Origin of the sequence: Pseudarthrobacter sp. C4D7, from assembly GCF_013359725.1 — a bacterium.
Taxonomy (GTDB): Bacteria; Actinomycetota; Actinomycetes; order Actinomycetales; family Micrococcaceae; genus Arthrobacter.
On sequence record NZ_JABFMW010000049.1, the window covers coordinates 1 to 11,340 of the forward strand.

12 protein-coding genes are annotated in these 11,340 nt (G+C 66.9%); 6 read left to right on the top strand and 6 right to left on the bottom strand.

What is annotated here, in order from left to right:
- Window positions 1–116: 116 nt before the first annotated feature.
- The gene (locus HNO81_RS19695; protein WP_175319780.1) at window positions 117–998 is read right to left on the bottom strand and encodes a neutral zinc metallopeptidase; all 882 of its coding nucleotides are present in this window, start codon (window positions 996–998) and stop codon (window positions 117–119) included.
- A gap of 57 nt (window positions 999–1,055) precedes the next feature.
- Between HNO81_RS19695 and HNO81_RS19700 the strand changes: the two genes are divergently transcribed.
- Window positions 1,056–2,462 (top strand): AMP-binding protein, encoded by a 1,407-nt coding sequence (locus HNO81_RS19700; protein ID WP_175319781.1) that lies wholly within the window; start codon window positions 1,056–1,058, stop codon window positions 2,460–2,462.
- Window positions 2,425–3,642, top strand: a complete 1,218-nt coding sequence (locus tag HNO81_RS19705; RefSeq protein ID WP_175319782.1) for a thiolase family protein — start codon at window positions 2,425–2,427, stop codon at window positions 3,640–3,642. Before HNO81_RS19700 ends, HNO81_RS19705 begins: the two co-directional genes overlap by 38 nt.
- Before the next feature lie 23 nt (window positions 3,643–3,665).
- Here HNO81_RS19705 and HNO81_RS19710 read toward each other — a convergent pair whose 3' ends face one another.
- From HNO81_RS19710 to HNO81_RS19720, 3 genes are read right to left on the bottom strand one after another with little or no spacing between them, the layout of a single operon-like run.
- Window positions 3,666–4,289, bottom strand: coding sequence for an energy-coupling factor transporter transmembrane protein EcfT (locus tag HNO81_RS19710; RefSeq protein WP_175319783.1), 624 nt, complete (start codon window positions 4,287–4,289; stop codon window positions 3,666–3,668).
- Window positions 4,286–5,017 (bottom strand): energy-coupling factor ABC transporter ATP-binding protein, encoded by a 732-nt coding sequence (locus tag HNO81_RS19715; RefSeq protein ID WP_175319784.1) that lies wholly within the window; start codon window positions 5,015–5,017, stop codon window positions 4,286–4,288. The genes HNO81_RS19710 and HNO81_RS19715 overlap by 4 nt, the downstream gene beginning before the upstream one ends.
- 10 nt (window positions 5,018–5,027) lie before the next feature.
- Window positions 5,028–5,672 (bottom strand): biotin transporter BioY, encoded by a 645-nt coding sequence (locus HNO81_RS19720; RefSeq protein ID WP_175319785.1) that lies wholly within the window; start codon window positions 5,670–5,672, stop codon window positions 5,028–5,030.
- Window positions 5,673–5,860: 188 nt separating this feature from the next.
- Here HNO81_RS19720 and HNO81_RS19725 point away from each other — a divergent pair, with 188 nt between their 5' ends.
- Window positions 5,861–6,424: a dihydrofolate reductase family protein gene (locus HNO81_RS19725; RefSeq protein WP_175319786.1), complete on the top strand. Its 564-nt coding sequence runs from the start codon at window positions 5,861–5,863 to the stop codon at window positions 6,422–6,424.
- Between the two features lie 51 nt (window positions 6,425–6,475).
- On the opposite strand, the gene HNO81_RS19730 is transcribed toward HNO81_RS19725, so the two are convergent.
- On the bottom strand, window positions 6,476–6,676 hold the full coding sequence (locus HNO81_RS19730) for a three-helix bundle dimerization domain-containing protein (RefSeq protein ID WP_175319787.1): 201 nt from the start codon (window positions 6,674–6,676) through the stop codon (window positions 6,476–6,478).
- A gap of 125 nt (window positions 6,677–6,801) precedes the next feature.
- Here HNO81_RS19730 and HNO81_RS19735 point away from each other — a divergent pair, with 125 nt between their 5' ends.
- Together HNO81_RS19735 and HNO81_RS19740 are read left to right on the top strand one after the other, a co-directional pair.
- Window positions 6,802–7,251: a VOC family protein gene (locus HNO81_RS19735; protein WP_175319788.1), complete on the top strand. Its 450-nt coding sequence runs from the start codon at window positions 6,802–6,804 to the stop codon at window positions 7,249–7,251.
- A gap of 115 nt (window positions 7,252–7,366) precedes the next feature.
- Entirely contained in the window at window positions 7,367–8,374 is a 1,008-nt protein-coding gene (locus HNO81_RS19740; RefSeq protein ID WP_175319789.1) for a DUF808 domain-containing protein, read from the top strand.
- Between the two features lie 23 nt (window positions 8,375–8,397).
- On the opposite strand, the gene HNO81_RS19745 is transcribed toward HNO81_RS19740, so the two are convergent.
- Window positions 8,398–9,462 carry a spore photoproduct lyase family protein gene (locus tag HNO81_RS19745; protein ID WP_175319790.1) on the bottom strand — a complete coding sequence of 355 codons (1,065 nt, stop codon included), beginning with the start codon at window positions 9,460–9,462 and terminating at the stop codon, window positions 8,398–8,400.
- Between the two features lie 207 nt (window positions 9,463–9,669).
- Here HNO81_RS19745 and HNO81_RS19750 point away from each other — a divergent pair, with 207 nt between their 5' ends.
- On the top strand, window positions 9,670–11,268 hold the full coding sequence (locus HNO81_RS19750) for an ABC-F family ATP-binding cassette domain-containing protein (RefSeq protein WP_175319791.1): 1,599 nt from the start codon (window positions 9,670–9,672) through the stop codon (window positions 11,266–11,268).
- The last annotated feature ends 72 nt before the right edge of the window (window positions 11,269–11,340 follow it).

The window sequence follows — 11,340 nt, forward strand, 5'->3', positions numbered from 1 at the left end:
AGAAGAAATTCAACGAACTCCTCCTCGCCGCGGCAGCCTAACCGTTGCAACGACCGCTTGACTTTCCACTCTCAAAACGGCAATTACTCAGCAATCGATGGGAATTGATTGATGAGTTACAGGGTGGCGGCCGAGAACGTGTCGCACTGGTTGATGTCGCCGGACTCGTAGCCGCGGGAGAACCAGCGCTGGCGTTCCTCGCTGGAGCCGTGGGTCCAGCCCTCGGGGGAGACACGGCCCGTGGCGGCTTTCTGGATCCTGTCATCACCCACGGATGCGGCAGCCGAGAGTGCGTCGTTCACATCCTGCTGGGTGAGGGGTTCCAGGTACGGCTGCCCCGTGGCCGGGTCCGGAGTGGTGGAGGCATGCTTGGCCCAAAGCCCTGCGTAGCAGTCAGCCTGCAGCTCGGTGCGGACGGAGCCGGACTCCGGACCCTGCGGGTCCTGCTGCGCGCGCTTCAGGTCACCGAGCAGGTTCTGGACGTGGTGGCCAAACTCGTGCGCCACCACGTACTCCTGCGCCAGCGGACCGCCGGAGGAGCCAAAACGGTCCACGAGTTCCTGGAAGAACCCGGGATCAAAGTACGCCGTGGTGTCCGTGGGGCAGTAGAACGGTCCCACCTCCGAGGTGGCGGCCCCGCACCCGGTGTTGGTGCTGCCGCTGAAGATCACGGCCTCAGGACGTGGGTACTGGACGTTGTACTGCTGCAGGTAGCCCGGCCAGAAGGCGTTGAGGCTGTTCACCGTGCCGGTGATCCGGCAATCAAGTTTGGCATCGGCGTCGGCGCCAGTGCTGCAGGCCGGCGCCGTCCCCTGGGACTGCCCCGCTGTGCCGCCGTCCACCAGCCCGCCGAGCATGTTGGGGTTGATGCCCAGCAGGAGGGCAACGAGCAGCACCAGGCCGCCGCCGATCCCGCCGCCCACTTTCACTCCGGTGCCCATGCCGCGCCGGTCCTGGACCTGGCTGGGATCAAGCTGCACGTTGTCATTGAAACTCATAACGTCACATTACCCGCGGGCCGGGCGCTGAACCCGCGCCGCCGGTAAAGTTGGTCCGTGCCGTTCCTCGACAAGCTCCAGCAGTGGGCCGGCCAGCGGCCGCACCACACCGCCGTCGCCATTGCCGGACGCCGGCTGGACTGGGAGCAGCTGCGGGACGCCGCCGCGGAACTGGTGGCCGGGACCACATCCGTCACGGCGCTGTGTGAGGCCAATTCGCTGGATTTCGCCGTAAAGTTTGCGGCCGCCGTGGCAGGCAGCCGGCAATGCGCCGTCCTGGATCCGTCATGGCCCCGGACCTTGCAGGAAGACATCCTCCGGCGGGTGGAAGCCTGCGCCGAACCGGCTCCCGTGTCGGCGGGCGACCCCCTGGCCGACGGGCCGCCCGACTCCAGCTTCCTGATCGGGCTCACCTCCGGAACCACTGCCGTGCCCAAGGCCTTCACCCGCTCACGGCGGTCCTGGCAGCAGTCCTTCGACGCCTCGATCGAGTTCTTTGGTCTGCGGCAGGACGACGTGACCCTGGCCCCCGGCCCGCTGGCTGCCAGCCTGAACCTCTACGCCCTGGCGGAGTGCCTGTACGCCGGCTCGGAATTCCAGGCGCTGGAGACGTTCGACGTCGGGGACGTGCATGCGGCGATCACCCACGACCACGTCACCCGGCTGGTGCTGGTGCCCACCATGCTGCGCATGCTCAGCGAACGCGGCATGACGGGGTGCGTGGACGCGTCCGGCGTGCGGACCATCATCTGCGCCGGTTCCAAACTGGATGCCCGCACCCTCGAAGCGGCGCGGCGCTGGGCCCCCAACGCCACCATCTACGAGTACTACGGTGCCTCCGAGCTGAGTTTCGTCTCCGGCGTGGGCCTGGCCCCCGGACAGGCTGCCAGTGCCGGCGGCACCGGGATCGGAAGGCCCTTCCCCGGGGCGGACGTCCGGATTCTGGACGATGGCGGAGCCCCGGTTCCGGACGGCACCTACGGGAACATCTGCGTCCGCAGCGGCATGGTGAGCAATGGTTACCTGTGGGGAGACGACGGCGAAGCGCTGCGCTCCTTCGGTGACTGGTCCACCGTGGGAGACCAGGGCTATTTGGCGGCCGGAGAGCTGCACATTCTGGGCCGCCGCGCCGACATGATCCTCACCGCCGGCCGGAACATCTATCCGCATGAGGTGGAGCTGGCCCTGGCAGCAGTCCCGGGGGTAGCTGCGGCCGTCGCCGCCGGCATGCCCGACGACCTGCGCGGACAGCGGGTGGTGGCCGGTGTGGTGCCATCCCATGGCGGCATCACCGCCACCCAGCTGCGGGCCGGGCTGGAAGACATCCTGTCCCGGCACAAGCAGCCGCTGCAGTACTACCTGCTCCAGGAGCTGCCCACCACGGACCGCGGCAAGGTCAGCCGGAGCCGCCTGCTGGAGTGGATCAATGCCCGCGACCCCAGAGTGCGTGCACTTGGCGCCTGACCTGCTGTCCCAGCCCCTGCCGGAGGAACGCCAGCCGGTCATTATCGCCGCCCGCCGTACCCCCGTATGTCCCGTCAACGGCGCCCTGCGGAGCCTGCGTGCCCACGAGCTCCTGGCTCCGGTGCTCCGGGAACTGGTCGCCGCTGTGGCGTTGGAGCCTGCGTCCGTCACCGACGTCGTGATCGGCAACGCTGTGGGTGGCGGCGGCAACGTGGCCAGGCTGGCCCTCCTTGAGGCAGGCCTGCCCGTGGGTGTCCCGGGGATCACCGTGGACCGGCAGTGCGGTTCAGGCCTGGACGCAATCGTCCTCGCAACCCGCCTGGTGGCAGCCGGCGGCGGTCCGGTGTACCTGGCCGGGGGAGTGGAGAGCACCAGTACCGCGCCGCTCCGGGCAAACAGGACTGACGACGGCGGCCCAGAGTTTTACACCCGCGCCCGGTTCGTTCCGGACAGCTTCGGCGACCCGGACATGGGCGTGGCCGCGGAAACGGTGGCCGAAGAGTACGGCATTTCCCGCGCACGCCAGGATGCGTTCGCGCTGGCCAGCCACCGGAAAGCCCTCGCTGCCATCCGGGCCGGACGCTTCACGGACGAAATCGTGCCGCTGGTCACCCCGGCCGGGACCGTCTCCGTGGACGGCGGGCCGCGGGCCGGTTTGACGCCGGCTGTCATGGCGCGGTTCCCGGCCGCCTTTGTGCCAGGGGGAACTGTCACCGCCGGAAACTCCTGCTTTGATGCGGACGCCGCCTCCGCCGTCGTCGTCACGTCCCTCGCGCGGGCCCGCCAACTCGGCGTGCCCGACTGCCTGCTGGTGCGCGGCTCCGGCACCGCCGGCGTGGCTCCGCAGGTGCTGGGGATGGGTGCTGTCCCGGCTGCCAAGAGCGTGTTGACTGCAGCCGGCGTCCAGGCCGGCGGGCTGGACTTCGTGGAATTCAACGAGGCGTTCGCCTCGCAGACCCTCGCGTGCCTCGACCAGCTGGGCATCGATCCAGACAGGGCCAACCTCGACGTCGGGGCGCTGGCGCTGGGCCACGCCTACGGTGCGTCGGGTGCGGTGCTGGTGACCCGGCTGCTGGCCCAGGCGCGGCGGGCGGACACCGAGGGCGCCCTGGGGCTGGCCATGATCAGCATGGCCGGTGGAATGGGCACGGCGGCGCTCCTGGAGTACCGGCGGCTGTAACGCCGCTAAAGCGTCCTGAGGGGTCAGTCTTCGGCTTCGCCCAGGCCCCGGGCGGCCAGCGCCTCGCCTGTCTGGCGGGCGTATGCCACGGATGTGATGAAGACCGGCAGGACCAGAGCGCGCGGGTTCCGTTCCAGGCCCCGGGCCTTGGCGGAGTCGCGGACATCGGCGAAGGTGCCGGCGATGAAGGGGATGCTGCGGAGCATGATGCCGATGGTCAGGGCGAAGCGTTCGGGATCCGCGCCGAACCTGGTGAAGGGGCGCGCCAGGTGCACTACGCCGTCCAGGAGCCGCTGGACCGGCGTGGTGGCGGTGAGCAGGGACGCTGCCACGACGCAGACCAGGATGTTCAACACGATCCGGCCCGCGGCGGGTCCCCCAAGCTGCCACCACTGGAAGAGTCCGATGACCAGCAGTACCGGCGCCAGCGGGCGGACGGCGCGCCACAACCGTTTAGTGCCCGCACCCGTGGCGAGGAACAGGCCGCAGAGTACGGCCAGAACCAGCGCTGAGATGCGCCAGTCCGCAACCAGGAAGGACATCAGGCCGCAGGCGAGGACCAGGAGGAACTTCAGTGCCAGCGGCGCCCGGTGTACCAGTGAGGTGCCGGGCACGTAATTGGCCAGGAGGAATCCATGGCCCCTCATTGCAGGTCCTGCTCTGCTGCGTCCAGATCCTGCAGGCACCAGGAGCGGTAGGCCGCCACGGCGTCCGCCGGTGCACCGTCGAAGGCAACCCGGCCCTGGTCGATGACCAGGACCCGGTCCATGTCCAAGGCCAGCTCGAGGTCGTGGGTGGACATGATGATCTGCTGGTCTAGGTCCGCCAGGGTCCTGCGGAGCAGCTCGCGGTTGCGCAGGTCCAGGAGGGTGGAGGGCTCGTCCAGCACCAGCACCCGGGGATTCACGGCCAGCACGGCGGCGAGCGCCATCAGCTGCCGCTCACCGCCGGACAGCTCATAAATGCTTTGGTCCGCCAGGTGCAGCAGGCCCAGGCGGTCGAGGGCTTTGCACGCCAGGCGCCGCCGTTCCGAACCGTTCTTAGTTGACCGGCGAAGGGACAGCTCCACGTCTTCCCGCCCGGTGGGCATCACCAGTTGGGACAGCGGATCGGTGAAGACGAAGCCCACACTTCGCCTGACCTTCCGGACGGCACTGACGGTGTCGTCGCCGTCGACCGTGACGGTGCCGCTGGTGGGTTGGACGAGTCCATTGATGAGGCGCAGCAGGGTGGATTTACCGGAGCCGTTGGCGCCGATCACGCCCACCCGGGCTTCGTCCAGCCTGAGGCTGACGGCGTCCAGGAGGACCTTGGGCTGGGGGGAGTCCTCGCGTTCGACGGCGACGCCCACCTGGCTGAAAGTGACTTCCGGCATGGCGTGGTCCCTAGGCGGTTCGGGCAGGCTGGGAGCGGCGGCGTACGCGGCGGACCAGGACGTCCGGGAACGCCCGGTGAAGGGCGACGGCGACGGCGGCGGCGAGGACGTTCTTGATGATGTCTCCCGGGTAGAAGACCAGGTCGCTGAGGAAGGCCTGCTCCAGGGTGGCCTTGGAGTTGAGGGCTATTCCCAGGAAGCCCAGCGTGTGCACGAAGACGACGCTGGTGACGGTGGCGGCCAGGAAGAACCACAGGGCGCGGGCCTTCGTGGTCCGCCGGATGACCACGGTGGCCAGCCAGCCCACCACGCCGGCGGCGATGGGGAAGGCGATGATGTAGCCGGCGGAAGGCCCGGCAAGGATCCCCAGGCCGCTGCGGCCCTGGCTGAAGATGGGCAGCCCGGCCAGCCCCAGGAGGGTGTACAGCCCGACGGCGGCGAGTCCACGGGCGGGACCCAGCACCAGGCCGGTAAGCATCACGGCCAGGGTCTGGAAGGTGATGGGGACGCCGAAGCCATTCAGCGCCAGCCCGGGCACCAGGGCGGCGCCGGCCACGAGGGCCGCGAAGACGGCAATCAGGCCAAGGTCGGTGCCGTTCCAGCGGCGGCGGCCGGTGCTGGCAGTTTTCGTGGCGGTGGTGTCGGTGCTGCTCATGGCTGTCCTGTCGGGGTTGTACAAGCGGAATCTAATGTACAGCCGACGCTACCGGTGCGAAACGGGGGCTATTTTGTAGGGGTCCTACTAAGGGGAGGCGCGGCTGCTTGGAGGTGGGCTCCATCGGCCGTGCTCTGGTTCGGGATGGCGGTCTATACAACGACTACCGCCGGCGTCAGACTGGCGCCATGCGGAAACTGACCTTCGCCATGAACATGAGCGTCGACGGCTACGTAGCCGCGCCCGGCGGCGACCTTGGCTGGAGCGCACCCAGCGACGAACTGTTTCAATGGTGGTCCGACCGGGTTGGGGCTACGGCGCTGGCGCTTTACGGGCGAAGGCTGTGGGACGACATGAGCGCGGCCTGGCCGACAGCCGACCAGCAACCCGGAGCCACACCTCAGCAGATCGAGTTCGCGCGCCGCTGGCGGGCCATGCCGAAGGTCGTGTTCTCGTCCACGCTCGACACTGTCGACTGGAACGCCCGCCTGGTGACCGGTGATGCAGTCACCGAGATCATCCAGTTGAAGGCAGGCGAGGGCGCCCCCATGGACATTGGCGGGGCCACCCTCGCCGGGGCTGCCATGCGGGCGGGGCTGATTGATGAGTACGTCACCGTCACCCACCCGGTCCTGGTGGGCGGCGGCATGCCCTTCTTCGCGGCCCTGGATTCCTGGGTGAACCTTGGCCTGGTGGAGACCACGCCGTTTCCCCACGGGGTGGTCATTAATAGGTACGAAGCCAGGCGTTGAACCCGCGGGCTCCCCGGATCTGCCGCATGGGACGGACGCGGGCGCACCCGGTCAAAGCAGCCCGCCCTCCAGCCGCCGGGTCGCAGCACGTTCAACCAGCAGGGGTACCAGCGTCCGCACGGGTCCGGCGTTGAACGCCGAGTACTCTTCGCAAACAGCGTCTTCGACATCCGTCCGGGAACACCCGGGAAACCGGCCCGCAAGCGTATTGATGACCGATATCAGCGCTTGTTGCTCTTCACCGCGTTCCATGCCCACCTCTTCATCGAAGCCTGATTTGCTAGCCTGACTAGTATTTAGCTTATCAAGTGAGATGTCCAGTAAGGGCAACCACTGATACCTCGACCGGGACAACACCGGATTGGTAGCGTGTGGCCATGCCGATCAAACTCGAGAACGTAGGCATCGCGGTCCGCGACCTGGAAGAGGCCATCGCCTTCTTTACCGACCTGGGACTCGCTGTCCTGGGGAGGCAGACCGTGAGCGGGGAGTGGGCCGACACCGCCGTCGGCCTCGATGGCAACCATGCCAGGATCGCCGTGCTCCAAACGCCGGACGGCAACGGCCAGCTCGAGCTCTTCGAGTACATCCACCCTGATGCGATCGAGGCAAAACCCACCCTGCCCCACCAGATTGGGATGCACCGCGTCGCCTTCTCTGTCGACAACCTCGACGCTGCCCTGGAAACAGCCGCGCGGCACGGCTGCTACCCGTTGCGCGGGGTGGCAACCTACGGGGACGTCTACAAGCTGACCTACGTCCGCGGTCCCAGCGGCATCATCGTGATGCTGGCACAGGAACTCAAAAAGCCTCCGGAAAACCAGTGACCCGTGGTCAGGACAAGGAGGCCGGCTGCGGGCTGCAATATACTCCGAACATGCCCTTCACGCACCCAGCCCTGAATGCTCAACGCTCTGATCCAATGACCCCCGGGGACAGGTCGTGAGCGGCGGCCTCGTCGCCCTGCTGGACGACGTTGCCGCCCTGGCCCGCATCGCGGCAGCGTCCGTGGACGACGTCGCAGCAGGTGCGGCCAAAGCAGGAGCGAAGGCAGCCGGCGTGGTCATCGACGACGCTGCAGTCACGCCGCAGTACGTGTCCGGAGCGGACCCGTCACGCGAACTGCCGATGATCAAGAAGATCTTCTGGGGTTCCATCCGCAACAAGCTGCTGATCATCCTCCCCGCCCTGCTGCTCATCAGCGCCTTTATCCCCTGGATCATTCCGTTTATCCTCATGCTGGGCGGCACGTACCTCTGCTACGAGGGCGCCGAAAAAGTCTGGCACAAGCTCCGCGGCGGCCACCATGAGGAGGAAGACACGCCGGCGGTGGAACGCGGGCACGATGCTGAGGCGAAGGTCGTCAAAGGCGCCATCACCACCGACTTCATCCTGTCCTGCGAGATCATGGTCATCTCCATGAATGAAGTGGCCACGGAGTCCATTTGGGTCCGTGCGTTCATCCTGGTCCTGGTGGCGTTTGCCATCACCGTGCTGGTCTACGGCGCTGTCGCATTGATCGTCAAGATGGACGACATTGGCGTGCACCTGTCGGCCAAGGAATCCCCCCGCTCCAAACGCTTCGGGAGGTTGCTGGTCACCGGAATGCCCGCCGTGCTGGCCACCATCACCTTCGTTGGCACCATCGCCATGCTCTGGGTCGGCGGCCACATCATGCTGCAGGGCGCGCATGACCTTGGCTGGCACGCACCCTACGACCTGGTTCATGCGATTGAGCACCCGGTGGCTGGCGTTGCCGTCGTCGGCGGTCTCCTGGCCTGGCTCGTCAACACCCTCTGCTCAACCGTCGTCGGACTTGCCTGGGGCCTCGTCGTGATGGCCGTGGTAGGCCCGGTCCTGAAGGTGCTGCCGTTCGGCAAAGAGAAGGACGGCCACTCCGGGTCTGCCGGGCCCGCCACGAACAGTGGATCCGACGGCCGCCACGCCTGAGGGCTGCCGTATCCGCTGCGCGGTCAGAACGCGTAACGGATGCGGCAGTACGGCGCGATCTCCCCGATGAGCGCGGCCAGCTGAGCCACGTAGCCGGCTTTGGCCCGTGACCGGTAGCGGACGTTGTTGAACCCGTTGGACGAGGTCTTCGATTCCTGGAGGCCGGGACGCCACAGGACGTTCTCGGCCTGGGGATGCCAGCCCAGGTTGACCTGGTGCAGCTGCTCGTTATGGGTCAGGAAGATGACCTCCGCCGCCAGCTGGGCCCTGGCCGCCTCCGTCAACGTCGCATCGAGCTGGCGGAGCAGCGCCGCCCAGTCGGCCAGCCACGTGTCCGTAATGACGACAGGGGAGAAGTTCACATGCACCTCATAGCCGGCGTCCACAAAGTCGTTGATCGCTGCCATCCGGTCCGCCACGGGCGAGGTCCGGACGTCAATGGACTTGGCCAGGTCCGCCGGCATGAGGGAGAAACGGATCCGGGTGTGGCCGCCATGGTCCCACGCCAGCATTTCCCGGTTGACGAATTTGGTGGCGAAGGACAGCTTGGCGTTGGGCAGTTCACGGAAGAGCCCCACCAGTTCCTCCACGTTGTCGCTGAGAAGCGCGTCCACCGAACAATCGCTGTTCTCCCCGATGTCGTACACCCACAGCTCAGGGTCGCACTGGTTGGGCTCGAGTTTCAGCCCCCGTCGGGTGGCGTGGCGCTCCAGTGTCGCCGCGATCTGGTCGATGTTGGCAAACACCGTGATCGGGTTGCTGTAGCCCTTGTGCCGTGGAACGTAGCAGTAGGCGCACGCCATGGCGCAGCCGTTCGCCGTGGACGGGGCAATGAAATCCGCCGAGCGGCCATTCGGTTTGACCGTCAGGGACTTCTTGACGCCCAGGACCAGCGCTTCGGTCTTGATCCGTGACCAGCGCGGCACGTTGGTTTCGTCACCATGCAGGTCCGGGATGTTCCAATGGCTGTCCACCAGCACGACGTCGGCCCCCGGCCAGCGCGCGACAATCTCCTGGCCGCGGGGCAGCTCCAGGGCGGCTGGCTGTGCGTAGATACGCCGGATCTGGAGCAGCCGATCAAATTCCATGACCCCATTCTGCTTGAACCGTGGGGGCAATCCGCCGTTAAGCCCACGGCGCCATCGCGGGACGGCCGGGATTCCTGGTCCTGAAACTGGCGTGGCCCGCCGGACGGTAGACTGGAGTGTGCCGTTTTCCGGCCACTCTGCCCCGGCGTCCCTTCGCACACAATGCGCGGACCGTGGCGTTCCCTGTTGTGAAAGGCCTTACCTGCTGTGATTACTGTCCAGGATCTTGAACTGCGCGCCGGTGCCCGGCTCCTCATGGACCAGGTGAGCTTCCGCATCGATAAAGGGGACAAGATCGGCCTGGTGGGCCGCAACGGCGCGGGCAAGACCACGCTGACCCGTGTCCTTGCGGGCGAAGGCCTGCCCGCCGCAGGCAAGGTAACCCGCAGCGGCGAAATCGGCTACCTGCCCCAGGATCCGCGCACGCCCGACATGGAGCAGTTGGCGCGGGACCGGATCCTTTCAGCCCGCGGCCTGGACATCGTCGTCGGCAAACTGCGCAAGGCGCATGACGAAATGGCGAGCGAAGACGCCGATGTCCAGCGCAAGGCCATGAACCGGTACGACCGGCTGGAATCCGAGTTCCTCGCCGCGGGCGGTTACGCGGCCGAGGCCGAGGCGGCGTCAATCTGCTCCAACCTTGCCCTGCCGGACCGGCTGCTGAACCAGCCGCTCAAGACGCTCTCCGGTGGACAGCGGCGCCGTGTGGAGCTGGCCCGCATCCTGTACTCGGATGCCGAGACCATGCTCCTGGACGAACCAACCAACCACCTCGATGCTGACTCCATCGCCTGGCTGCGTGACTTCCTGAAGAACCACCAGGGCGGCCTGATCGTGATCAGCCACGACACCGACCTGCTGGAAGCCACCGTCAACAAGGTGTTCCTGCTGGACGCGAACCGCGCCCAGATCGACTTCTACAACATGGATTGGAAGCGCTACCTTCTGCAGCGCGAAACGGATGAGCGGGCCCGGAAGCGGGAACGGGCCAACGCCGAAAAGAAGGCACAGGTCCTCATGGACCAGGCCAACAAGATGCGGGCCAAGGCCACCAAGGCTGTTGCTGCGCAGAACATGGCCAAACGTGCCGAACGGCTGCTCAGCGGGCTGGAGGCTGTCCGCGAGCAGGACCGCGTGGCAGCCCTGCGGTTCCCGGACCCCTCACCCTGCGGCAAGACCCCGCTCACCGCGGACGGGCTCAGCAAGTCCTACGGGTCCCTGGAGATCTTCACCGACGTGGACCTGGCTATCGACCGCGGCTCCAAGGTGGTCATCCTGGGCCTCAACGGTGCCGGCAAAACCACCCTGCTGCGCATGCTTGCCGGCGTGGACGCCCCGGACACCGGCGAAGTCATCCCTGGCCACGGCCTCAAGGTGGGCTACTACGCCCAGGAGCACGAGACCCTGGACCACGACCGCACGGTGCTGGAGAACATGCGTTCTTCTGCCCCGGACATGAAGGACGCCGAGGTCCGCGGCATCCTGGGTTCATTCCTGTTCTCCGGAGACGACGTCGACAAGCCCGCAGGCGTGCTCTCCGGCGGTGAGAAGACACGCCTGGCCCTGGCCACCATCGTGGCCTCAAGCGCCAACGTCCTCCTCCTCGACGAGCCCACCAACAACCTGGACCCCGCCAGCCGCGCGGAAATCCTCGGGGCGCTCCGGAACTACACCGGCGCCGTCGTACTTGTCAGCCACGATGAAGGCGCCGTCGAGGCCCTGAACCCGGAACGTGTTGTCATGCTTCCGGATGGCGTGGAAGACCTGTGGAACGAGGACTACCTGGACCTGATCACCCTGGCCTAGCTGTAATTCCCATGGAGGTTGTGAACAGCGTGGCGTGATGTAGAGGGCGAGGGCCTCCGGTATCGATTTGGG

What these genes read in the sequence shown, in the direction of transcription:
- HNO81_RS19695 (WP_175319780.1), bottom strand. Translation starts at nt 998, where the DNA reads ATGAGTTTCAATGACAACGTGCAGCTTGATCCCAGCCAGGTCCAGGAC.
- HNO81_RS19725 (WP_175319786.1), top strand. Translation starts at nt 5,861, where the DNA reads ATGCGGAAACTGACCTTCGCCATGAACATGAGCGTCGACGGCTACGTA.
- HNO81_RS19730 (WP_175319787.1), bottom strand. Translation starts at nt 6,676, where the DNA reads ATGGAACGCGGTGAAGAGCAACAAGCGCTGATATCGGTCATCAATACG.
- HNO81_RS19720 (WP_175319785.1), bottom strand. Translation starts at nt 5,672, where the DNA reads ATGAGCAGCACCGACACCACCGCCACGAAAACTGCCAGCACCGGCCGC.
- HNO81_RS19715 (WP_175319784.1), bottom strand. Translation starts at nt 5,017, where the DNA reads ATGCCGGAAGTCACTTTCAGCCAGGTGGGCGTCGCCGTCGAACGCGAG.
- HNO81_RS19735 (WP_175319788.1), top strand. Translation starts at nt 6,802, where the DNA reads ATGCCGATCAAACTCGAGAACGTAGGCATCGCGGTCCGCGACCTGGAA.
- HNO81_RS19705 (WP_175319782.1), top strand. Translation starts at nt 2,425, where the DNA reads ATGCCCGCGACCCCAGAGTGCGTGCACTTGGCGCCTGACCTGCTGTCC.
- HNO81_RS19745 (WP_175319790.1), bottom strand. Translation starts at nt 9,462, where the DNA reads ATGGAATTTGATCGGCTGCTCCAGATCCGGCGTATCTACGCACAGCCA.
- HNO81_RS19710 (WP_175319783.1), bottom strand. Translation starts at nt 4,289, where the DNA reads ATGAGGGGCCATGGATTCCTCCTGGCCAATTACGTGCCCGGCACCTCA.